Here is a 22,191-nt window from a genome sequence, read left to right as displayed (position 1 = left end):
TAGATTTTAATTTCACTCGGAAATTCGTAAATAGTTTTTAAAGAAGCAATTGATTGATAATTATTTTTTAATCTTTTTTGAATAAGCTGTTCGATTTAACTATTTCCGCGATTTCAATTCTTCCATCATTTCAAGCTGCACTTGTTGAATCTGAACTAATCTCTCCCACTGATGAGTTAATAAATGATCTATTTTCTGGTGTAAATTTCTTATCTCAACCTCAGCTTTCAGATTTATCTGATAATCGTGCTGTGATCTTATTCTATCTTTAGCTTCCTGACGATTCTGGCTCATCATAATTATCGGTGCCTGAATCGCTGCAAGACAGGATAAAACAAGATTCAACAAAATAAATGGATAAGGATCGAAAGATTTAAATAATAAAACAGCGGAATTTATAATTATCCAGATCGCTAAAATTATTGCAAATGAAATAATAAATTTCCAGCTTCCTCCATAAGCAGCTACTTTATCCGCAAGACGTTCTCCAAATTTCAATTTTTCTTCATATTCAACTTCTACGTTGCGAGATAATACTTCGTGGTCTTTTAAACTTTGAATGACTGTCTCTTCAAGCTCTGTTAATTCACCTTTTTCATCTTCAAGTAATTGCTGGATGTATTTATTCCTGAAAATATTGAGATCATCTAAACAGATATAGCCTGAATCATTAAAGTTAGGATGTACTTGTTTAATTAATTTTGAAAGTGCCGGTCTGATTACCGCAGCAGGAATAACCTCATTTTTATTTTTGGTTTTATTGCAAATCTGACATTGATATGTTTTTGACATATCGTTTCTCCAAATAAATTTTTAATTAATATTTTATTCATCATTAAAATTGAACAAAGAAGCGTAATCCTAAAAATTTATATAAAGCCTTCATTTTTTCGCTCTTCTTCCTATTTCCTTTGCTGGAGAAGTTGCTGTTCCCAACTGTATTCTCTGAGCCAATCTTCCACTGAAAACTTGATAATGAAACAATAAAAATAAAATGAAATTATTGGAAGAAGCATTCAACCGGGAAGTAAAATATAATCTCCAATTATCAAATAAAGTACAGGATACGGTAATAATACCAAAAGAAAGAACATTATTATCCAACCGTATTTTCTTTCTTTAATCAGAACATAAAGCAAATAAGGAGTAAATAAGATTGCTGCACCAATGATAATATATAAATTTATTGGCCAGAATGATTGTATTATAAAAGCAGCAGATGTGGAGAGTTCAAAAAATAAAATTGCTCTTAATCTTCTTACCTCAACAATATCATTGATAAATTTCGAATTGATTTCTATTTGCTGAATTTTAAGTTCCATCGCATCAATGTGTCCAGTCATTTATTTATTCGAAACTGTATACTTAATAATGCTGGCTTTCTCAATCGTAATCATCCCACCCGAGTTCGCTTCTTCAAATATTTTATTCAAAGCAGGAATGAATTCTTCAATCTTTTTTTGTTCATCGACTATTTCAATTACCAATGGTAGATCTTCAGAAAGTCTCAGCACTTTGGAAGTATGTATCCTGCTCGAAGCGCCAAATCCCATAACTCCTTTAGTGACGGTTGCACCTGCTAAACCTGCTTCACGAGCCTCAAGAACAATCTTTTCATAAACAGGAATGTGATTTATTAAATCAGATTCACCAACAAAAATTCGCAATAATTTTGCATCAGCTTCGATATGCATTTTTAAGCTCCAATAAAAAGTTTTGATATAACAGCAGCTAATAGAACTGCAAGTAATGTAAGCATAATATTTAGGAGAATATTTGCACTGGCTAAGAGATATTCTGAATCCTGAATTAATTTTATAGTTTCATAAGAGAAAGTGGAAAATGTGGTGAGACCTCCACAAATTCCGACTGTAAGAAATAATCTCATTTCGGCTGAAATAATTTTTAATGAATCAAAATAGAATAAAACAAATCCAATTATAAAACTTCCAATAACATTTACTGTTAGAGTTCCGTATGGGAATAATGAATTAAAATTCTTCTGAACTAAATCTGAGATATAATATCTCAGCATTCCCCCAATTCCAGAACCAAAAGCAACGATGATATAAAGTTTCATTATACCAGAGCGATATTGTTAATTTGATATTTCTTATTTAAAATGATTTCCATTACCACACCACCAAATTATTTAATCTATAATTTTATCTCATGAGTTAAATAATTCTTAAGCCTATTTTTCAAATAACGTTTACCCCAGGCAGACTTTAAATACTTTTCTCGATTAATCGCATCCCACTTGTTCAAACTTCCTTCCCAATAGATTAATTTGAATGGTCTCCTATTTTTAGTTGAATCAACCATACCTGAATTATGCTGTTCAAATCTCTTGTTTATATTGTGTGTGTAGCCAGTATAAAACTTTTTATCTTTTTCAGATTGTAAAACATATATATAAAAGTGTTTCATCTTTATATTCTTTGGTACTTACAAATCTCACCCCGTGAGATAGATGCAAATTCACTTTAAAAATTTTAACATATATATAAATTTCAAATTAGTTATAGTCTTTCTTAAAAATTTATCTCACGGGGCGTCATACATTTTCCTGAACTTCTTCAAATCTTCCCAGCAATCTTTTTTCCAGTGAGGATTTCTGAGCAATGCAGCAGGATGATATGTAACGATCACTTTTGCGCCTTCGTAATCAAAAATACTTTTTCTCAATTCACCAAGTGATTCTCTTTTGTTTAACAACCCTTTTGCAGCCGTTAGACCCAAACAGAGAATCAATTTTGGTTTTATCAACTCGACTTGTTTTTTTAAGTATGGCAGACAAGTATCCATTTCATCCTGCATCGGTGTTCGGTTTTCTGGTGGACGACACTTGACAATGTTTCCAATATATACTTCTTCTCGGGAGAACTTTATTGCCTTCAGCATATCAGTTAAAAGTTGTCCGGCTCTTCCAACAAATGGTAATCCCTGCTTATCCTCTTCTGCCCCAGGTCCTTCACCGATAACTAAAACATCTGCATTCGGATTACCGGATCCGAATACAAATTTATTTCTGCCTTTATGAAGTCTGCATTTTGTGCAATTACAAATAAGTTTTTCAAGTTGATCGAGTGAAGTTGATTTTTCCCAATCTTCTTTTTCAGCATTGAACAATTTCGTTTCTCCAAATAAAGTTTCCGGTTCCTTAACAACTGATACTTTCATTTTATTTTTCGGGATAAATAATTCATCTCCGAAAATTTCTTTCTGAAGATTTAATGTTTTAATTATTTCTTGTTTAGTTGGTTTATTCATCAATGATAAAGATTTACGATAACAAACCCAATTACTTTAAGTAATTGGGTTTGTACTTTATTATAGAATAGTTTTAATTTCGTTTAAAATTTTATTTGCAACTTGAAACTTGGATAACAATGGCAACTTAATTTGTTTGCCATCTTGCTTAATGATTGTTACTTTGTTTGTATCAACTTCAAATCCACTTTCTTTGCCGGGAGAATTCAACACAATCATATCCAGATTTTTTTCTTTTAATTTCTTCTGTGCATTGCTAAGTTCATTCTGTGTCTCAAGAGCAAATCCAACAACTTTTGTTTTCCTTGATTTGATTGAAGACAGTATATCAACATTCATTTCAAGTTTCAAATCGAGCGATCCTATTCCCTTTTTAATTTTATTTGACGAAGTTTTTGAAGGACGAAAATCAGCAACCGCAGCAGACATAACCAGTAAATTATTTTTATCAATTTCTTTCTTTACTGCTTTTTCCATTTCCACAGCAGAACGTACTTTCAATGTTTTTATTTCCGGATAAATATTTTGTGATGATGGACCTGAAACAAGAGTTACATCACCTCCACGTAAAAATGCAGCTTTTGCGATTGCATATCCCAATTTTCCCGATGAACGATTTCCTATAAATCTAACGGGATCAATATCTTCATAAGTTGGTCCGGCTGAAATAAGAATTTTTTTACCAATCAAATCTTTTGAATAACCTGATAATATTAATTCAACTGCCTCGATAATTTTATTTGTATCAGCTAATCTGCCCTCACCGGTAAGTCCGCTTGCAAGTTCACCGGTTTCAGGATAGATGATGTAATGACCATGTCTTTCAAGCTTTTCAAGATTTTCTTTGTTAATTGGATTGTTGTACATATCGACATCAGCCGCTGGTGCGATTATCAAAGGAGATCTTAATGCTGTTACAAGTGTTGTTAATGCATTGTCAGCAAATCCATAAGAAATTTTTGCAATTGTATTTATTGTAGCCGGAGCTAATAACATCAAATCAGCCCAGAGTGCATAATCTATATGCCAGGTGGATACGTTTGTTCCATCTTTTTGATTTTTAGGAAAAGTATTTACAATAACTTCGTTGTTTGAAAGAGATGAAATTGTCAATGGAGAAATAAATTCAGTTGCTGAGGGTGTCATTACAACTTTTACTTCTGCTCCACGTTTAATTAGTTCACGAATGATCAGGCAGGATTTATAAGCAGCTATGCACCCTGTAATTCCCAGTAATACTTTTTTACCAGATAAAATATCTTTTGTCATTTCCTTACTTTCAATTTATTCACCTGAAATTTAATGTAAATACTAACAAGATATTTAAAAAAATAAATCCGGCATAAAGCCGGACTTACCCATTAAATTGGATATAAACTATTATTTATACTTAAATTCAATTTTGCCATCAAGAAATTCAGTCAATGCCTGAAGATGAGGTTTCTTCCTCTGTTCCATTTCAAGTGCAATTTTCAATTGAGCAGGGTTATCAATGTCTTCGCTTTCATCATCAGTTGTGGCTTCAGGAATTGTACTTAGCAATGCGTTAAACTCAATTTTATTCTCAGAATTAATCTGTCTTGCTCTTTTGGCAGTAACAATAATTCCTTCATAAACATTACTTGCCCGCTTATCAATTTCTCTTAAATCAATTGGTGTGATTTCCATTTACAAATTCTCCTTTAATATTTTATTTACTAAACTTTTTGCTTCACTGATTGCTGTTTCAAGATCAAGATTATCAATAATGAAATCGAATTTGTCTTTCAAACTCAGTTCCATTATTGCACGCTCAATTCTTTTTTGAAAATCAGATTCACTTTCTGTGTTTCTTTGCCTGAGACGCTTAACAAGTTCCTCGAAACTGGGAGGCGAAATATATATTAAATGTGCATAAGGGTAAAGTCTTTTTATAGTAAGCGCACCTTTTACATCAAGCTCTAAAAGAACAGTTTTACCATTCTCAATATTTTCAATAATAAAGCTTTTTAAAGTGCCATAATAATAGTCGTAAAACTTCTCCCATTCGATAAAATCTTCTTTTTTTATTCTATTTTCAAACTCTTTTTCAGAGAGAAAGAAATACTCTACTCCATTCGTTTCAGTTTCCCGTTTTGGTCTGGTAGTAGCAGATATCGAAAAAACAATCCGTGGAAATGCTTTCAGAATTTCTTTTACTATAGTTGTTTTACCTGCACCGCTCGGCGCTGAGAAAACTAATATTTTTCCATTCATTGAATCCACTGTTATTCGATATTCTGTATCTGCTCTCTTATTCTTTCTATTTCCTCCTTAATAAGAACTGAGGAATGTATTACCGGAGTTGAGATTGACTTGGAAGAAATTGTATTTGTTTCCCTGTTCATTTCCTGGCAAAGAAAATTTAATTTTTTACCCGGTTCTTTTTCATTCTTAATGCTCTCTTTAAAAAATTTAATGTGACTTTTTAACCGCACACATTCTTCTGTAATATCTGCTCTATCTGCAATCAATGCGAGCTCAAGATTTAACCGGTCCTCATTAATTTCGGCATTATCAAGTAATTCAGTAATTCTCAGCCTGAGTTTGTTATAATAATCGTTAATGTTTTTTTTGTACTCGATTTCTATTTCGCTTACTATTTTAAGAATTTTTTCAATTCTGGATGAAAGATCTTTCGCTAATTCAGTTCCTTCTTTTTTTTTCATTAAAATTAATTTATCGAGTGCTTTGGTAAGAGCTGACTTAACTAAATCAAATTCCGATTTACTCAATTCAGTATCCTGTGAAATAAACGATTCTTTTCCTGTTAGTAAGTGTTCAAGTTTGATTTCATCTTTTATAGAAGCTGCTTTTCTTATTTTTTTGATAAGAGAAATGTGATTTGAAAGTTTCTTTTCGTCAATCGAAATGAAACCATTTTCAACTCCATCTTTTTTGAAATGAAATACAACATTTAGTTTTCCACGCTGGACTTTGGTCTTGATGAATTCTCTTATCTCATAATCGTAGGGTAAAAGTATTGGCGGAAGTTTTAATGAAGTTTCAAAAAAACGGCTGTTGACACTTTTAACTTCGACTTCGATAAAAGTTTTATTTTTTGCCGTACTGCCTTTTCCATAACCTGTCATACTGTAAATCATTTATACCTGCTGTTTTGATTCAACAATTTTTTTATTTCTACTGAAAGATAGCAATAATCGAATAAACCGGACTGTTCAGAATGCTTCGCCGATTCCAAAATGGATAACCATTGTACTAAAAAATTTTTTGTCGAATATAAATTTTTGATCTCTGGGATCGTAAAACTTGAAACCAAAATCCAGTCTGAATGGTGCAATAGGTGAATAATATCTTGCACCGGTTCCGATTGCAACTGCGATCTGATCTATTCTAATTCCTTTAATATCATTCCATGTATTCCCATAATCTGTAAAGAAAACGAAGCCATAATCCTTTTCAAACTTTCTTCGATATTCAAAACTGCCCTCAAGTAAGATATTTCCGCCTCTTATTTTTAACTGTTCATTCAGTGAAGGAGGAAACAAATCTTTGAAAACTAAATCCGTAGGAACAAGTTCTCTTCCTCTCCAGCCTCTGATTGAATTACTACCACCGGCAAAAAATGTTTGGTTAGGAGATACAAGCGCTGCATCACCACTTAGCATCTGAATATAGCCGGCTTTTGCTTTTATACCAAGAACAGTGAATTTGTCGCGGGAAATTGCGTTATATAATCCAATAGTAATCTGCATTTTAGCATAGTAACCTAATGAATCAACAAGCGTGAGAGTTTGACCGCTATTAACGTTCCTTCCATCCCATTTAACTTTTGCAGAAGATACTTCTGAAATAATCGAAATTAATCTTCCTTCGGTCGGATAAAAAAGATCATCGGTAGTTGTAGAACCAATTTCAGCACCAAGCGATGATGTGAATGTCATCGGACTAACTGATAACGTATCTGCATCTTTTACAAACTCCGGAATAGTATAACTTAATCCGTCAAATCTTAAATAAGGACTGAGCAAATTTACAAAAGTGTGTTTGGGCATATCAAAGGCTGATGTAAAATTTGCACCGAAGTTATCGTATTCAACTGTAGAGATGTTGTATGACTTGATATATCCTTCCAGCCTTCCAGCTATATTACGGCTGAATAAAAAAGGTTGTTCGACAATTGCAGATAAATCAACTTCTGTTTGAAAAGTCTCCTTAAATGATTCCGAATCAAATCTAAGGTTAGTAATATCATTTAACCTGAATCGTGCACGTATTGTCAGTTTCCTGGCATCACCAAGAAAATTTTTCCTGATATAACTTGCACCAACACCCGCATTAAAAAAACCAAACTCATTATCAACAAAAACTTCAGGTGATAATTCATTCAAACTGCCAACGGTTCCTTTTATAAGCAGACTTGCTTTACTACTATTCGAACTGATTGTATCAGCGGTTAAATTAATGGAATTAAATAGACCTGTCCGTGCTAATCTGACTCTGCTTTTGGAAATTTCTTCCACTCTGTAAACATCGCCCACATTTATATTGGTAAGGTATTTAATCAGGTCATAACTTACTTCAGAACTTGATTCACCATCCTGTTCAATTTTGATGTCACCGTAAGTGTACCATCTGCCGCGATTAAAATATGTTGAAATATCTGCTTTCGAATTTACTGTATCAATTTTTACAACTGTGCTATCATAACGTGCAAGCATAAAGCCATTATTTTTCAGATACGATATTATCTCATCATTTTTCTTTTGAACATTGTCCTGAACATATCTTTCCCATGTAGGATATTTCTTATATTCAATTATCGCATCATTCATTTCCTGACTCAGATTATCGAGCCCGGTAAATTGAACTTTGCCGTAAGTATGGGCAGTATTTTCTTTAATGATGTATTTAAGTTCGGCGGTTTTCGCCGTTGTATCAAGCACAAATGAAGCACTTATTTCAGCTTCAAAAAAACCATTAACAGCATAAAATGATTTAAGAGAAATAATGTCAACAGAGATAGTTGTTGAATCGAAATAATTTGGAGGTGAGCCGATAAATGAAACCGTAGCGTATAAAAATCTCCAAAGCCAAAAAGGATTTTCCTCACTTTGAATAACTGCCTTTAACTCAGTATCTGTAAAAGTTTCGTTACCTTCAAAACTAATGGACGCTAACTCATAGCTTTCCATATCCTGAGTACGGCTGGACATACTAAAACATAATGCTAAACATATGCAGCAGAGGAGATGTTTCATCAAGAGGTTGTGATTTTTCTTTTATAAATAAACATACCCTTCCTGAACAATAGTAATCTGGTGTTGAACAAATTAAAGTGCTTTTTCAACTATTCTCAGGTTCGGATAATCTCTTCTGAAATAACTTACAAAAAAAGTTTTGATCATCGGTACATCAATATTTTGAGTAAGATCCAGTGAGACTTTCCCTTCCGTTATTACTGAAAGGTGTGCACTATAAACTTTCATTTTTTTCAGGTCTATCACATGTAAATAAACATCACCGCTTGCATTTCCAAGAAAGTAATTTTTAGAGTTATAATAAACCATCTCATTTTCAATGTCAGCAAATTTAAATTTATTTACTATGCACTGAACAAAAGACCCATTCAGCAGACCTGTTTCATACTTAACTTTAAACTCTCCATCAACCCAACTGATAAGATAGAATTTAATCCCCCATTGATTTTTTTCTGATATTTCTTTACCAGCAACAATAGATTTTACCGAGTCTGTTTCAAAATAACCTGAAGTGGTAAAAGAAATATTTTCTCCTAACAAATCTTTTGCTGTTTGCTCAATGAGCTGTTCATTTTCAAATAAATTATGCGGAGGAGGTTCATAAGATTTTTTGCATCCACCAGCAACTATAAGTAGAAGCAGAATGGAAGACCAGATAGTAGTTTTATTTAATAACAACTTCAGTTCCTTCCTTTATTACTGAATAAATTTCGTCAATGTTTTCATCACTCATCGCTATGGAACCATTAGTCCAGTTGAAAACGAATGGAAGATTTTTAAAAATATAATTTAATTCACCAATACCATGAATTCCAATATTACCACCTAACAAATAGTGAAATTTTGTGCAGCCTTCATAATAAAATTGAAACTTGATTTCATTGAATTCCTTTTGTGAAATCCATCCTCTTCTTAAAGCATTTGCACCGTCTTCAAGATTGGGATAATTAATCTGAAAAAATTTATGGTATTTGTGGTTGGTAAAAATCTTACAAATTTTATAAATTCCAACCGGTGTGGCTTTATCATCTGCTCTGGTTTTGGGTAGCTGAAGTGATTTTCCCAAACTTACACGATAATTTTTAATCAGAACGCTATCCTCATATAAGCCAAGTGTATAATTATGCCTGTCGATAACTAACTTTGGATTTTTAATCTCAGTAAAACCTACCTTGAGCATTGCTTCTGAGAGCGGAACTTCACGAAGATTTAAAATGATACCATAGACGAGAATACCACCGAAAAACAACACGATAGCCAAAGTCAGATAGATGATATTTTTCAGTACTTCTTTATTAAGATAGTCTGAGGCATTCACCGGACCTAACTTTATTCTTTTTAGTTTTTCCAGCAACTTCACGCTATGTAAAAACCTTCTTAAATATTTAATTCGTAATTATTTAGTTTAAAATTTACTCAAAAATCAAATAATTATTTACAGTAATAAATGTCAGCAGATAATACTGCTCAGTATTAAGCTGTATTTTGTTTAAATAAAAAAACCCGGTCTGTTGAACCGGGCTTCATAAGAATATTATGAACAGATTTAAACTTCCATAATTTCTTTTTTAATAATTTTTTCTATTCACATTGCATTCTCAAGGTGTAAAGATTTATCCATAAATAATAATTTTGTTTCACCACGATCCCCGACAAGGTCGGGATTTCTGACCTGTCTGTCGTAAGGCAGTTGAAATGATCAGATCATTTAATCATCAACATCTTCTTTGTAGAAATGTATTCTCCTGCCTTCAATCTGTAAACATACATTCCACTCGCTAAATGAGAAGCATTAAATTCAACTTCATAATATCCCGGCTGCTGTTCTGCATTTACTAATGTTACAACTTCACTGCCAAGTATATCGTAGACTTTTAATGATACAAAAGCCCCTCCTTTGGAGGGGTTTGGGGAGGCCGGTATTTGATACTGTATCGTTGTTGTTGGATTAAATGGATTTGGAAAGTTCTGCTCAAGTTTGAATTCTTTTGGACCAACATAACTGAAGATGAATTGCTTTGTTATTATCAATCCGATTGCATCCGTTATCATAAACTCAATTGTATCTTTTTTATTTATTGGTGCATCCCTGTTAACATCAAACGTAAATGATGCCTTTGCCTCCGTCTTTGCCTCAATAATCGCTATCGTCTCTGTTTCTTTGTTGAAGCTTAGCGCCGATGATTTCTTGGTGAGAATTACTTCCACATTATTTGCTGCATCCGTTTCTGAAATATTTGCAACTGTCAATGTTATCTCGTTGCCTTTTGTTCCGGGTGTTACTTCGTAAATGGTTTGTGAAAATGAATAATGTGTTATTGCTAATACTATAATTAAAATTTTTATTTTCATTTCTTACCTCTGCATCTATGTCGTCCCTGACGGGACTTGATTTTTTTTGTTTTTTCTGTTTCTATAAATATGTCGCTCCTACGGAGCTATGAATCAGAACCTTCATCTTCATTTTTAATTTTTCATTGTTAATTCTTAATTGTTAATTATACATTATGAATTATACATTCCTACGGAACATTTAACTGTATTTCTACCAAACTGTTTACTCCAATATCCTGCTGTTTATCTTTAGTTGCATTTCCATAACTTGCTCTGAAACTTAAATTCTTTGGAAGAAGTTCCTTTGTTATTATTCCTTCAGAATTTGTCAATCCAATATCTCTCCACGCTGTTGAGTAATATTTTGTACTTGCACCTGCTAACGGCTGATTGTTTGCATTGGTTACTTTTAATGTACACAGTACTGTTGTGAATGTAACTGTACTGTTTGTGCTTATATCCTGCTGTTTGTCATTAGGTATATATTCATAAGTCATTCTGAAACTGTAATTGATTGGCAGAAGTTCTTTGTATGCAACTCCGTTTGATGTTGTACCAAAACTTCTCCAAGCATCAGCATAGTATTGAACTGTACCCTGATCCCCCGAAGGGGCAGGCATTAAATTTCCTGAACTGTTTCTTAACTCTACCGCTGCATTTACTGTTGTAAAAGTATAAGTATTATTTTGTGCAGTAACGTTATGAACAGTTTGATTTGCATATTCATAGAACATTCTTATGCTTACTGTTGGTTTTGTTGTTATTACTGTAAATGTTCCATCGCCGTTGTTTACTGCATCTTTCCATCCGCTTGTGGCGGACTCATAATACATTACATTGCTTGCTGGTATTTGGTTGCCCAAACTGTTTTTTAGGTTTACGAGTAGGTTTGGGTTTGCTTGCGGTTCCGGAAGTCTGTCGAGAATGTACTGAGCATTCCAGTAAAGAAATTTCCAACCTTCTATTGTTACGAAGCGAGGGTCTGAGTTAAGCGAATCTTTATAAACATTATCCACCAAATCCTGAAATGTTTTTACCTGAACTCTGCAAGCGAGTGAGTCTCCATTTTGTAAATTTGTTTTGGCTGTTGTTAAAATATTTTTTAGTTCGTTGGAGAAAGTTAGATCACCGAGCCAGGTGTAGTTATAAACAGTATCAATTAGACTTATTAGATCTTCAATCATATCACTTTTTGACATTAAAGTATCAGGTGGTGAAGGTGTAAAACCCTGTAAAAGAAAATTTATTGTCAGTTTTCTGCTGATCGAAATTTGGTCGAAGTTATTACTAATAAATTTATAGTTATACGGAGATGGATAATACTCTAACAATCGCTCGGCAATCGCAGTTGTCATCGATGAATCTGGAATCAAACGGATTCTCATTAATCCTTCAATTTCTGGATACCCATATTTTATTAAGCTATCAAGCGCTAAAGCTTTCTCAGGTCTATATGGACTATTTGCAAATACAAAAACCAATATAGGAATAGTCTCACTGCTGTAATACTTAGTTAATGAGTAAATGGCATCATAACTTTCAAAATAATCGTTAAGATATGTCAATCTTATTAATTCTGCTTTTAATTCTGCTTCCCACTGTGGCACATTTTCAATTATCTTATTCAGCATATTAGCCGCACCGATAAATGTTTCTGGCTTTTTCTCCTCAACCAAATCAAATACATATTGCACTGTACTAAAATCACCTCTATCCATAAGTTTATCTGTTACATAAACTTTCATTTCTAATGCGGTTTCAAAAGAAACATTTTCTACTTGAAGAGTATCCACCGAATTAATGAACCAATGTGCTAATGAAGTGAAATTTGGAGAATTATATTTTGCCAGGGCTCTTAAATATCTATAGGCAAGTGTACGACCCTGTTGATGTAATGTTTGTTCTAAAATCGGAACAACTTCAGGAATTATATACATATTTGTTGCATCTCCAATAACTGCACTTCTATGATAATAATCACCATTCTGAAGTTTATCGAGTATGTATGCTTTTGTCTCAGGACGAGGTTCTTGCTGACAAATAATATTCGCAAAAGTGCTTAAAAGAATTATTACTATTATTATATATTTATACTTCTTCATTTTATCTCCCTAATTTTGTTCTTCATACGAACATTTTTGACAAACTTCATCTTTAAGAATTGAAAATCTATTTTTCAAAGCATTTTTATAATCTTCAATCCTGTTCGTTATACTTGGGCGACCTTGAATCTTCCTCTCGTTATTAAGTTCAGTTTCACTATTTGGTTCACCTGATTTTGCTTGAAATTCACTGATTGCTTCATCAATAAAATTTTCAATCATATCATAAATAACCTTTTCGGCATTTATTCTTACAGTTTCATCGTAACTTTCACACAAATCTTTATGATCTTCTATTTTTTGAGCCAACTTTGGAAAACTCCTTGAAATTATTTCTTCAAAATCATTCATATGTTCACTTTCATGAATTTGAATTATTTCTACAAGAACATAAGTTGCTCTTTCATTTGGATAACATAGATGCCCACAAAAATCTTTGAATGCTTGCTTGTCATCTGAAGAGGGGATCTTAGTTGGTTCATCAATGTCAGAAATATTTTCTATTAAAGTTAACCAAGGTTTGTTAATCTTTGTGTAACATACCCCTTTTACATAATCAAATAAAATACTTGTGGATTGATTGGATTGTTGATTTTTAAAATAATAATGTACGTACCCATCTATTCCTTTATATGGCTCAAGTACCCAGGAAATTTTAAATGAATTTGTGGTATAATCATATCTGTATCTTTTATACTCCACAGGGATTGAGCCTCCATTTTGATTTGGATGTGCAGTATCATTACACACCTGAATTAGCTCTACGAGTTTAAGTTCTTCCAGATCAGAATGAGGAACTATAAAAAACTCTGGTTGTTCTAACAAAGTGTAAGAAATTTCTTGTTGTTCTGTAGGTAAATTATCACACTCATCCCCCACCACCAGATTGGCAATACCTTCCAGATCGTGTGGCGTCCAGAAATTTTCTGGAAAACAGTAAGTACTTGGATTCATTGGTAGCAGCTCAGGTTCTTTTTTATTTTTATTTAGATTAGTTATAATAGCATCTGTTTTTTCTCCACCTGTATTCACTGGTCTGCTGCTTCCTCCTCCTTCTATCAATCCTACTCTTACCATTACTGTATCCGTCTCTGTTAAATCATTCGCTGCTACAAAATATATCGGCTGATATACTTCTGCAAAATAATTTTCCATTGCTCCGTTATTAAGAATCAATCCTGCATCGCAACCTTCTATCATTCCAAGCTCAAAGGTTTGCAAGCTGTCAAACGGAGAAGTTGTTCCATCAGGGTTTAGTTTCATAGGTATTATTTGTGCAGTATCTCCCGGACTAACTCTTGATGGAATTATCTCTACAACAAACGGTGTTTTTGTAATTGTTATTTCTCCAACTCCTACAAGGTGATTGCCAATTATTATAAGGTCTGTGTTTGTTCCTCCCTGTTCATCGTTTTTATCAACTGTATTTTCTTCTAACTTTTTTGTCTTCATTGTTCCGTTGTTTATTCTTACAGGACGTGTAAAGATCATCAGGTCTGCTTCTGCAACAAGTATTATCTTTACCTGTGATGGTTCTATTTCTGCTGAGCTTATCACCTTAAATTCATTTCCTATCTCTGTAAATGTATCTGCCGTATCTCCTGTTTGAATATCAAGTATTCTGCCATACTGACTTCCTTCTGCAAGACCAACTCTGAATCTCTGTATCGGTAAGAAATCAATTGTATCGCCAACTTCATCTACCCATCTTAACTGTACATTTACTGTATCGCCCGGAGCAACTACCTTCTTATTCATTTTTACATATATGCTTCCTCCTTCCGATGGCGGTGGTATTGTGTTTCGTTTTATTGTAAAACTAAATTCCATTGGTGTTATTTCTGCATCATTGCTTGAGTGTCTTATTCTTACTGTTGCTGTTGAATCAGGCTGATTACCGTTTGCATAGTATGTAAATAAATATAGTTCACTAAATGCTATTCCTGTAAATGATGTTGATAATTCTTCTGTCAGTTCATTCTTTATTCTGCCGTACTGTTGTCCTTCAATTATTTCTATATTAAATGTTACATTCTCAGGAGGACAGCCTCCAAATCCCGGATGATTACAGGGATAGTTTGCATTTACCAATCTTGGTGTTACATCTTTTGAATAGTAATGCAGTAATGTATCTGCTTCATATTGTTGGTTTACTAATCGTAAATCCGGATTTACGATCAGTGTATGCCAATCTGTGTATGTGTTAGTATTTAAGTTTGTGATTCTTACTATTACTGTTGCCTCTGGCTCAGAGTAATTATTAAATTTTATCCGGTAAACTGTTGAGTTTTCTCTTTCAAATGTACCTGTATGTTCGATTCCAATATAGTTACCTGTGCCCGATAATTCTGCGCCGGTTAATCCTGTAAGTAAGCTTCCAAATGTTTCTGATGGATATGTATTACCCGATGAATCTATATATTCAATCCTTTCAAAGTAAGCGTAATCTGTTCCTGTAATAATCTCTGCGTTATATAATGCTGTGGAGATTAGTTTTGTTGAGTCTGTTCCACTCTGAAATGGATAAAGCTGCTGATATGGTTCAACTGGAAATCCTGAATAGCTATATACTGATTGATGATATTGTGGTCTTGTAATATTAGGGCAGGGATCAAATTGGGAGATTTGATATTCAGGATTTATTGTTTGTGGATTTATCTCTACTCTTTCCTTTATTATTACTTGTGCGGAAACGCTAAAAGATAGAAGCAATAGGTAAAAAGTAAAAGTAAGTAGTGAGTAGTGAGTAGTGAAAGTTTACTCAATTTGTTTTGTTTGTCAAGTGCTTTTTTTTCTAAACTTCTTTTCATAAAGTTTTACTCCACTGATTAAAAAGTTTTTCTCCCGCTTTCTTTCTACTTTTATTTCCCGTCTGAAACTTATCTTCTTTCTTTTGATTTGTCAAGATGCGTTGTAAGTTTTATGGGATCTGATTTAATTATTCCTGCAAGGGACAATTGAAACTATTTGAGACGAATCATCTTTATTAAACTTCCATAATTTCTTTTTCTTTGTGTTTAAGTGTATCGTCAATAAGTTTTATATGATCATCTGTTATTTTTTGCATTTCTTTTTCTGCATCGTGAAGCTGATCTTCAGTCATCTTTTTATCTTTTTGTTCCTTCTTTAAATGATCGTTTGCATCACGACGAATATTCCTGATAGCAACTTTACTATCCTCACCAAATTTTTTCACAAGTTTTACCAGGTCTTTCCTTCTTTCTTCATTTAAAGGTGGAATTGGAATTTTAAGATTTGTTCCGTCACTAATGGGATTTAGTCCAAGATTTGCTTCAAGAATTGCTTTGTCAATTATCTGAACCATTTGTTTTTCCCAGGGAGTAATGGAGAGAGTGTGAGCATCAAGCACTGAAACATTACCAACCTGGTTTAATGGAACCATATTTCCATAATAATCAACTTTGATACTATCAAGCAGAACTGTTGTAGCTTTTCCAGTTCTCACTTTAGCGAGTTCACTTCTTAAAGTCTCAAGTGTTTTATCCATTCTGCTATTGGCTTCTTTTATTTGCTGATGCATTTTAACTCCAATATTATTTAATTTCTTTAGGTATTTTTTCTCCACTATTAATCAGAGTACCAATATCTTCCCCGGAAACAAGTTTCAGTAAGTTATCGGGAACATCCATATTGAACACAATCATTGGCAAATCATTTTCCTGGCAAAGACTTACTGCTGTTAAATCCATTATACGAAGATTCTTTTTAAGAACATCCAGATACGAAATGTTTTCAAATTTTAAAGCATCAGGATTTTTTTCCGGGTCACTGTCGAACACACCATCTACCCTGGTCCCTTTGATTATTACATCGGCTTTTATTTCAACGGCACGAAGTGAGGCTGCAGTATCAGTACTAAAATACGGATGACCTGTACCCGCACCGAAAATCACAATTCTTTTTTTCTCAAGATGTCTTATTGCTCTTCGTCTTATATAAGGTTCTGCGATTGCTTCCATACTTATCGCGCTCATAAGTCGTGTATAGATTCCTCTTTTCTCGATTGCATTTTGAAGAGCAAGCGAATTAATCACAGTAGCCAGCATTCCCATTTGATCACCTGTTGCTCTGTCAATTCCCTGTGAAGCCGCACTAAGACCACGATAGATATTACCACCACCGATTACAATTCCAAGCTCAACACCTGTTTTATATGCTTTCTCTATTTCTTCAGAAAAAAATTCAAGCACATTATTATCAATGCCAAAATCCTGTGAACCCATTAAGGATTCGCCGCTAAGTTTGAGTAAAATTCGTTTGTACTTTAAGCTCATCACATCCTGAATATTTTAATGTTTAAATATAAAAAAAGGTCTTAATATTATTAAGACCTTTCGTTTTAGAATTACTTTTTCTCATCGCCGAGATGAAAGCGATCGAACCGGGAAACTTTCGCAGACGATCCGTGCTTTGAGTTAAATTCTTTTAATAAATCTCCAACAGTTTTTGAATTATCCTTTATGAATGCCTGTTCAAGAAGTACATTTTCCTGATAGAATTTATTAAGTCTTCCCATTGCAATTTTCTCAAGCATTTGCTCAGGTTTACCTTCCTTCTTTGCAAGCTCTTTATAAATTTCGATTTCCTTATCTATTACAATTTTCGGTACATCTTCTCTTTTCACACTAATTGGATTCATAGCTGCAACTTGCATTGCCATATCTTTTCCAATTGCATAAAGTTCATCAGCACCTGAATTTACATCCTCAAATTTTATCAGAACTCCGAGCTTGGATCCCATATGAATATAATCAACGAGCAATCCGCTTGCAGATTCGATAATGTTGAAACGAGAAATTTCTATCTTCTCTCCAACCTTTCCAAGCATTTCATTAATTTTATCCTGCACTTCAGCATGATTCATTAATTCGGGTACATTTTTAGGTTTGTATTTATGAGCAGCATCGAGTACAAATTTTGCGAGATTGACAAAATCCTCACTCTTAGCAACGAAATCAGTTTCACAATTAATCTCAAGAATTGTTGCCGATTTTTTATCATCAGAAACTTTAATTACAACTAATCCTTCATTCGCAGATTTTTCAGCTCTCTTTGCAGCAACGGATGCACCTTTCTTTCTTAATATTTCAATTGCTTTTTGAATATCTCCATTTGCTTCTTCAAGCGCACGTTTACAATCCATCATACCGGCGCCGGTTCGTTGTCTTAAATCATTTACTTGTGCAGCAGTAATTGCCATATTAGTTATTTCCTTTCAAAATTAATTTTCTGAAGAAGTTTCAGTCTCTTCAGCATCTTTTTTCTCTTCTGGGATATTTTCTTCTTTCCTGTCTTTTCTCTTCAAATGTTTTTTAGATACTTTCTTCTCTTCTGTCTGGTCCGATTCTTCGTGATGTTCTTTTCTTGCTCTTTCTCTATCAGCAACTTCTTCGGCTCTTCTCTCTTTGAATTTCGCCAGTCCTTCAATAACAGCATCAGCCATATGTTTAACAATGAGTTCAATAGTTTTAACTGCGTCATCGTTAGCCGGGATCATATAATTTACATCATCAGGATCACAGTTTGTATCAACAATTGCAAAAACAGGGATGTTCAATCTTTTTGCTTCTTTAACAGCTATGTCCTCTTTCTTTATATCAACAACGAAAACAACTCCCGGAAGTTTTCCCATCGTTTCAACTCCCTCGAGAATTTTTTTCAATTTATCACGTTCGCGTGTAAGAAATAATCTTTCTTTCTTTGTAATCTTTTCGAACGTTCCATCAGTTTCCTGCTTTTCAATGTTCTGTAATCTTTTTACACTTTTTCTGATAGTTGAAAAATTTGTCAGCATTCCACCGAGCCATCGTTCACTAACCCAATTCATTCCGCATCTCTTTGCTTCGGATTCTATTACTCCTTTTGCTTGTTTTTTTGTACCAACAAAAAGAACAGTATTTCCCTGCGAAACAGATTCAACCATTTGCTGGTAAGATTGATTAAGTAATCCGAGACTTTTCTTTAAATCAATGATGTGAATACCATTCTTCTCCATAAAGATGAATGGCTTCATTTTGGGATTCCAACGGCGTGTTAAATGCCCGAAGTGTGCACCAGCTTCAATCAGGTGCGTCAACTCTAAAGTTGCCATAAATATATCTCCTGTTTTTTCCTGCCTATCGTCAGACAGGTCTTCTATCCTCGTCGTCTTTACCTTTCACCCGGCAACTACCGGACACAGGAGGTAAATCGGAGAATATGAATATTGATTAATTAAATTATTTTTAGTTGTTCGCTCTTAGTTTTGGTTTTAGTTACTAAGTCTGCAATTAAAGTTTATGATTTCGGATTATGTTCTTTCATATAAGATAAAACCATAAACTAATTAACAATAACTAGTAACTAAAAAACCACTAACCAAATTATCTTTTAGAAAATTGAAATCTTTTTCTTGCTTTCGGCTGACCGTATTTCTTTCTTTCAACCATTCTGGGATCTCTTGTCAAGAGTCCTTCTATTTTTAAAGCTTGTCTGAATTCAGGATTTGTATCTATCAAAGCTCTTGAGATTCCCAATCTGATTGCTTGTGCCTGACCAGTTGAACCGCCGCCCTTCACATTAACATATACATCATACTTTCCTTTTGTTTCAGTTAAATCAAATGGCTTTGTTATGTCTTCACGACTCACAAGTAATGGAAAAGCTTTTTCAAATTCCTTTCCATTAACAGTTATTTTACCATTACCGTTTTTCAGTATAATTCTTGCTACAGATGTTTTTCTTCTTCCTATAAAAATTCTATCAACCATTATTTCTCCGATGTACTTAATAATTCTGGTTTCTGAGCTTTGTGCGGGTGTTCTGATCCTGCATAAACTTTTAACTTGGTAATCAGACTTTTCCCTAATCTGTTTTTCGGAAGCATACCTCTCACTGCTTCCTGAATTACATACTCAGGTTTTTTGCTTTTCATTTCTTCGTATGATCTGATCTTCTGTCCGCCCGGATACATACTATGCCAGATATATTTTTTCAACTCTTCTCGTTTGCCGGTCATTTTAACTTTGTCAGCATTAATCACTATTACAAAATCACCAGTATCCATATTCGGAGTGAAAATTGGTTTCGTTTTTCCTCTTATTACCGATGCAACCCTGGAAGCAAGCCTTCCCAAAATCTGGTCCTTAGCATCGACGAGGTACCATTTATGGTCGGCATCCTCAGTCTTAATGAACCTTGTCATTCTATCCTTTTTCAAAATAAACTCCTTCGTTAAACAAATTCTAATTTTGAGCCTGAAAAAATAAGCCCATGCCCTCTAAAAGTCAAGAAATTTAACAACCACCGTATTTGCATTAATCTAATTATAGTTGATTGCATAATAGATAACTTTGTTTGTGATTAAAATTGAAAGGATACCTGATTGTATTTCAGCTTTAATTATTTGAAGCCCGAAGCAGAATTTGTAAATTTGTGCCTGAAAATTCAGTTTTTTGAATAATTCTTAAGGTTATAATGAAAATACTTATTACCGGCGGCTCGGGCTTTTTAGGAATAAATTTAATACGCTTTCTTTATTCAAAAGGACATCAAATTAAATCTCTAGATCTGGTTGATTTTGATTATCCGGATATGCAGGATAAAATTGAAGCTATCACTGGAGATATCAGAAATAGCGCAGATGTTGAAAAAGCCGTCGAAGGAATTGACATAGTAATTCATTGTGCTGCAGCACTTCCGCTCTATACACCTGAAGAAATTTTTTCTACTGATATAGATGGCACAAGAACGATGCTTGAAGCTGCAGAGAAGTTGAAAGTTGATCGATTCATTCATATTTCTTCAACTGCTGTATATGGGATTCCTGATCATCATCCTCTTTATGAAACTGATAAATTAGATGGCGTTGGTCCATACGGAAAAGCAAAAATTCAAGCTGAAGAAGAATGCATTAAATTCCGGACAAAAGGAATGTGCGTGCCAATTATCCGACCAAAATCATTTATCGGTCCCGAAAGATTGGGTGTATTTGATTTGTTATATGATTGGGCAAAAGATGGTCACGGTTTTCCAATGATTGGAAATGGAAGAAATCGTTACCAGTTATTGGATGTAGAAGATCTTTGTGAATCGATTTATATTTGTTGCACTCTCGACAAAGATAAAGTTAATGATACATTTAATATTGGTGCAAAAGAATTCACAACTATGAAAGAAGATTACCAGGCTGTTCTTGATTTTGCAGGTCACGGAAAAAAAATAAAGGGACTTCCTGAAAAGCCAATTATATTAACACTCAGAATTCTCGAAGCAATGAAACTTTCACCGCTTTATAAATGGGTTTATGAAACAGCATCGAAAGATTCTTTTGTTTCAATTGAAAAGGCAGAAAAAGTTTTGGGATTCAAACCAAAGTATTCAAATAAGGATGCATTAATTAGAAATTATAAATGGTATCTTGAACATCACGAAGAATTTAAAAACAAATCCGGAATCTCACACAGAGTTCCATGGAAACAAGGTATTCTTAAAGTCGCAAAAGTATTTTTTTAGATTTAAACATTAGATTTCGGAATCTAAATCCTTTATTTATTAAGTTCCCTGTTTACTAAATTATATTGTTATTAATGAACTCGTTTTATTTTATTTATTTTAAATGAATTATAGATCAGAAAAATGAAGCAAGATATTTTTAAGTTAGATAAAAAATCTTTTTCGATTGTTTCACTAAAAGAAAATAATAGTGAAACTGAATACTGGCTTTCAAAATCACCAGTGGAAAGGATCCTTGCAGTTGAATTTTTAAGGCAATTACTTTACGGATATGATCAAACTACCGAAAGACTTCAGCGAGTTTTTGAAACTGCTGAATTCAAAACAAATTGAATATTTGCTAATCGGAGGTTGGGCGGTAGGATATTATGGTTATCCCAGAGCTACGGGTGATATGGATATTTGGGTGTCAGCGAAAAGAGAAAATGCTTTTAAATTGATCAATGCTTTTAAAGAATTTGTTTTCGATGTTCCTGAACTTTCAGTTGAACTTTTTACGAAAGAAAATCAGATAACAAGGATCGGTGTACCACCACTTCGAATTGAAGTACTAACAAGTATTTCCGGTGTAAAGTTTGAAGAATGCTATCCAAATCGGAATGTAGTATCGATTGACAACATTGAAATTAATCTAATCAATTTGGATGATTTGAAAAAAAATAAAGCGGCTGCTAAACGTTTCCGGGATCTTGATGACCTTGAAAATATTTAATTTACTATAGAATTAA

Annotated in this window: 25 protein-coding genes; 3 read left to right on the top strand and 22 right to left on the bottom strand. The window is 33.5% G+C overall.

The features are described from left to right. Positions 1–99 precede the first annotated feature (99 nt). From HND39_09290 to rplM, 22 genes are all read right to left on the bottom strand, one after another. Entirely contained in the window at positions 100–792 is a 693-nt protein-coding gene (locus HND39_09290) for a DUF1003 domain-containing protein (GenBank protein ID QKJ96462.1), read from the bottom strand. Between the two features lie 224 nt (positions 793–1,016). After that, positions 1,017–1,343, bottom strand: coding sequence for a hypothetical protein (locus HND39_09285; GenBank protein ID QKJ96461.1), 327 nt, complete (start codon positions 1,341–1,343; stop codon positions 1,017–1,019). Continuing rightward, the gene (locus tag HND39_09280; GenBank protein ID QKJ96460.1) at positions 1,344–1,694 is read right to left on the bottom strand and encodes a DUF190 domain-containing protein; all 351 of its coding nucleotides are present in this window, start codon (positions 1,692–1,694) and stop codon (positions 1,344–1,346) included. It abuts the gene before it with no gap. Positions 1,695–1,696: 2 nt separating this feature from the next. Further along, a complete protein-coding gene (gene crcB / locus HND39_09275; protein ID QKJ96459.1) occupies positions 1,697–2,080 on the bottom strand; it encodes a fluoride efflux transporter CrcB in 384 nt (127 codons plus the stop codon). A 77-nt stretch (positions 2,081–2,157) separates the two neighbouring features. Beyond that, positions 2,158–2,430, bottom strand: a complete 273-nt coding sequence (locus tag HND39_09270) for a GIY-YIG nuclease family protein (GenBank protein ID QKJ96458.1) — start codon at positions 2,428–2,430, stop codon at positions 2,158–2,160. 117 nt (positions 2,431–2,547) lie between these two features. After that, the gene (locus tag HND39_09265) at positions 2,548–3,273 is read right to left on the bottom strand and encodes a uracil-DNA glycosylase (GenBank protein QKJ96457.1); all 726 of its coding nucleotides are present in this window, start codon (positions 3,271–3,273) and stop codon (positions 2,548–2,550) included. A gap of 60 nt (positions 3,274–3,333) precedes the next feature. Then, on the bottom strand, positions 3,334–4,542 hold the full coding sequence (gene coaBC / locus HND39_09260) for a bifunctional phosphopantothenoylcysteine decarboxylase/phosphopantothenate--cysteine ligase CoaBC (GenBank protein QKJ96456.1): 1,209 nt from the start codon (positions 4,540–4,542) through the stop codon (positions 3,334–3,336). 111 nt (positions 4,543–4,653) lie between these two features. Next, entirely contained in the window at positions 4,654–4,941 is a 288-nt protein-coding gene (locus HND39_09255; protein QKJ96455.1) for a DNA-directed RNA polymerase subunit omega, read from the bottom strand. Then, positions 4,942–5,508, bottom strand: a complete 567-nt coding sequence (gene gmk, locus HND39_09250) for a guanylate kinase (protein ID QKJ96454.1) — start codon at positions 5,506–5,508, stop codon at positions 4,942–4,944. Between the two features lie 11 nt (positions 5,509–5,519). Next, positions 5,520–6,395: a YicC family protein gene (locus HND39_09245; GenBank protein QKJ96453.1), complete on the bottom strand. Its 876-nt coding sequence runs from the start codon at positions 6,393–6,395 to the stop codon at positions 5,520–5,522. 75 nt (positions 6,396–6,470) lie between these two features. After that, complete coding sequence (locus HND39_09240) at positions 6,471–8,468, bottom strand: BamA/TamA family outer membrane protein (protein ID QKJ96452.1); 1,998 nt, start codon at positions 8,466–8,468, stop codon at positions 6,471–6,473. A gap of 117 nt (positions 8,469–8,585) precedes the next feature. Beyond that, complete coding sequence (locus tag HND39_09235; protein ID QKJ96451.1) at positions 8,586–9,191, bottom strand: hypothetical protein; 606 nt, start codon at positions 9,189–9,191, stop codon at positions 8,586–8,588. Beyond that, a complete protein-coding gene (locus HND39_09230) occupies positions 9,178–9,846 on the bottom strand; it encodes a L,D-transpeptidase (GenBank protein ID QKJ97950.1) in 669 nt (222 codons plus the stop codon). The genes HND39_09235 and HND39_09230 overlap by 14 nt, the downstream gene beginning before the upstream one ends. 371 nt (positions 9,847–10,217) lie before the next feature. Beyond that, a complete protein-coding gene (locus HND39_09225) occupies positions 10,218–10,865 on the bottom strand; it encodes a T9SS type A sorting domain-containing protein (protein QKJ96450.1) in 648 nt (215 codons plus the stop codon). A gap of 170 nt (positions 10,866–11,035) precedes the next feature. Further along, complete coding sequence (locus HND39_09220) at positions 11,036–12,949, bottom strand: hypothetical protein (protein ID QKJ96449.1); 1,914 nt, start codon at positions 12,947–12,949, stop codon at positions 11,036–11,038. 9 nt (positions 12,950–12,958) lie between these two features. Continuing rightward, complete coding sequence (locus HND39_09215; protein ID QKJ96448.1) at positions 12,959–15,661, bottom strand: hypothetical protein; 2,703 nt, start codon at positions 15,659–15,661, stop codon at positions 12,959–12,961. A 274-nt stretch (positions 15,662–15,935) separates the two neighbouring features. Continuing rightward, positions 15,936–16,490, bottom strand: coding sequence for a ribosome recycling factor (frr, locus tag HND39_09210; GenBank protein QKJ96447.1), 555 nt, complete (start codon positions 16,488–16,490; stop codon positions 15,936–15,938). Positions 16,491–16,503: 13 nt separating this feature from the next. Then, entirely contained in the window at positions 16,504–17,244 is a 741-nt protein-coding gene (locus HND39_09205; protein ID QKJ96446.1) for a UMP kinase, read from the bottom strand. A gap of 71 nt (positions 17,245–17,315) precedes the next feature. Next, positions 17,316–18,170 (bottom strand): elongation factor Ts, encoded by an 855-nt coding sequence (locus tag HND39_09200; GenBank protein QKJ96445.1) that lies wholly within the window; start codon positions 18,168–18,170, stop codon positions 17,316–17,318. A gap of 21 nt (positions 18,171–18,191) precedes the next feature. Next, positions 18,192–19,061, bottom strand: coding sequence for a 30S ribosomal protein S2 (gene rpsB / locus HND39_09195; GenBank protein QKJ96444.1), 870 nt, complete (start codon positions 19,059–19,061; stop codon positions 18,192–18,194). A 271-nt stretch (positions 19,062–19,332) separates the two neighbouring features. Beyond that, on the bottom strand, positions 19,333–19,719 hold the full coding sequence (gene rpsI / locus HND39_09190; protein QKJ96443.1) for a 30S ribosomal protein S9: 387 nt from the start codon (positions 19,717–19,719) through the stop codon (positions 19,333–19,335). Beyond that, complete coding sequence (rplM, locus tag HND39_09185) at positions 19,719–20,153, bottom strand: 50S ribosomal protein L13 (protein ID QKJ97949.1); 435 nt, start codon at positions 20,151–20,153, stop codon at positions 19,719–19,721. The genes rpsI and rplM overlap by 1 nt, the downstream gene beginning before the upstream one ends. Positions 20,154–20,425: 272 nt before the next feature. Here rplM and HND39_09180 point away from each other — a divergent pair, with 272 nt between their 5' ends. The 3 genes from HND39_09180 (at position 20,426) to HND39_09170 (ending at position 22,175) form a co-directional block, all read left to right on the top strand. Beyond that, complete coding sequence (locus HND39_09180) at positions 20,426–21,463, top strand: NAD-dependent epimerase/dehydratase family protein (protein QKJ96442.1); 1,038 nt, start codon at positions 20,426–20,428, stop codon at positions 21,461–21,463. A 123-nt stretch (positions 21,464–21,586) separates the two neighbouring features. Then, positions 21,587–21,796 carry a hypothetical protein gene (locus HND39_09175; protein ID QKJ96441.1) on the top strand — a complete coding sequence of 70 codons (210 nt, stop codon included), beginning with the start codon at positions 21,587–21,589 and terminating at the stop codon, positions 21,794–21,796. After that, the gene (locus HND39_09170) at positions 21,768–22,175 is read left to right on the top strand and encodes a hypothetical protein (GenBank protein QKJ96440.1); all 408 of its coding nucleotides are present in this window, start codon (positions 21,768–21,770) and stop codon (positions 22,173–22,175) included. The genes HND39_09175 and HND39_09170 overlap by 29 nt, the downstream gene beginning before the upstream one ends. Positions 22,176–22,191 lie beyond the last annotated feature (16 nt).

It is taken from the genome of Ignavibacteriota bacterium, assembly GCA_013285405.1.
In the GTDB taxonomy this organism is placed as follows: domain Bacteria; phylum Bacteroidota; class Ignavibacteria; order Ignavibacteriales; family Ignavibacteriaceae; genus IGN2.
This window is presented reverse-complemented; position numbering and strand designations above follow the sequence as displayed.

What these genes read in the sequence shown, in the direction of transcription:
- HND39_09220 (QKJ96449.1), bottom strand. Translation starts at nt 12,949, where the DNA reads ATGAAGAAGTATAAATATATAATAATAGTAATAATTCTTTTAAGCACT.
- HND39_09255 (QKJ96455.1), bottom strand. Translation starts at nt 4,941, where the DNA reads ATGGAAATCACACCAATTGATTTAAGAGAAATTGATAAGCGGGCAAGT.
- HND39_09270 (QKJ96458.1), bottom strand. Translation starts at nt 2,430, where the DNA reads ATGAAACACTTTTATATATATGTTTTACAATCTGAAAAAGATAAAAAG.
- HND39_09180 (QKJ96442.1), top strand. Translation starts at nt 20,426, where the DNA reads ATGAAAATACTTATTACCGGCGGCTCGGGCTTTTTAGGAATAAATTTA.
- HND39_09285 (QKJ96461.1), bottom strand. Translation starts at nt 1,343, where the DNA reads ATGACTGGACACATTGATGCGATGGAACTTAAAATTCAGCAAATAGAA.
- rplM (QKJ97949.1), bottom strand. Translation starts at nt 20,153, where the DNA reads ATGACAAGGTTCATTAAGACTGAGGATGCCGACCATAAATGGTACCTC.
- HND39_09225 (QKJ96450.1), bottom strand. Translation starts at nt 10,865, where the DNA reads ATGAAAATAAAAATTTTAATTATAGTATTAGCAATAACACATTATTCA.
- rpsB (QKJ96444.1), bottom strand. Translation starts at nt 19,061, where the DNA reads ATGGCAACTTTAGAGTTGACGCACCTGATTGAAGCTGGTGCACACTTC.
- HND39_09245 (QKJ96453.1), bottom strand. Translation starts at nt 6,395, where the DNA reads ATGATTTACAGTATGACAGGTTATGGAAAAGGCAGTACGGCAAAAAAT.
- frr (QKJ96447.1), bottom strand. Translation starts at nt 16,490, where the DNA reads ATGCATCAGCAAATAAAAGAAGCCAATAGCAGAATGGATAAAACACTT.
- HND39_09205 (QKJ96446.1), bottom strand. Translation starts at nt 17,244, where the DNA reads ATGAGCTTAAAGTACAAACGAATTTTACTCAAACTTAGCGGCGAATCC.
- HND39_09240 (QKJ96452.1), bottom strand. Translation starts at nt 8,468, where the DNA reads ATGTCCAGCCGTACTCAGGATATGGAAAGCTATGAGTTAGCGTCCATT.
- rpsI (QKJ96443.1), bottom strand. Translation starts at nt 19,719, where the DNA reads ATGGTTGATAGAATTTTTATAGGAAGAAGAAAAACATCTGTAGCAAGA.
- HND39_09200 (QKJ96445.1), bottom strand. Translation starts at nt 18,170, where the DNA reads ATGGCAATTACTGCTGCACAAGTAAATGATTTAAGACAACGAACCGGC.
- HND39_09290 (QKJ96462.1), bottom strand. Translation starts at nt 792, where the DNA reads ATGTCAAAAACATATCAATGTCAGATTTGCAATAAAACCAAAAATAAA.
- crcB (QKJ96459.1), bottom strand. Translation starts at nt 2,080, where the DNA reads ATGAAACTTTATATCATCGTTGCTTTTGGTTCTGGAATTGGGGGAATG.
- gmk (QKJ96454.1), bottom strand. Translation starts at nt 5,508, where the DNA reads ATGAATGGAAAAATATTAGTTTTCTCAGCGCCGAGCGGTGCAGGTAAA.
- HND39_09175 (QKJ96441.1), top strand. Translation starts at nt 21,587, where the DNA reads ATGAAGCAAGATATTTTTAAGTTAGATAAAAAATCTTTTTCGATTGTT.
- HND39_09265 (QKJ96457.1), bottom strand. Translation starts at nt 3,273, where the DNA reads ATGAATAAACCAACTAAACAAGAAATAATTAAAACATTAAATCTTCAG.
- coaBC (QKJ96456.1), bottom strand. Translation starts at nt 4,542, where the DNA reads ATGACAAAAGATATTTTATCTGGTAAAAAAGTATTACTGGGAATTACA.
- HND39_09280 (QKJ96460.1), bottom strand. Translation starts at nt 1,694, where the DNA reads ATGCATATCGAAGCTGATGCAAAATTATTGCGAATTTTTGTTGGTGAA.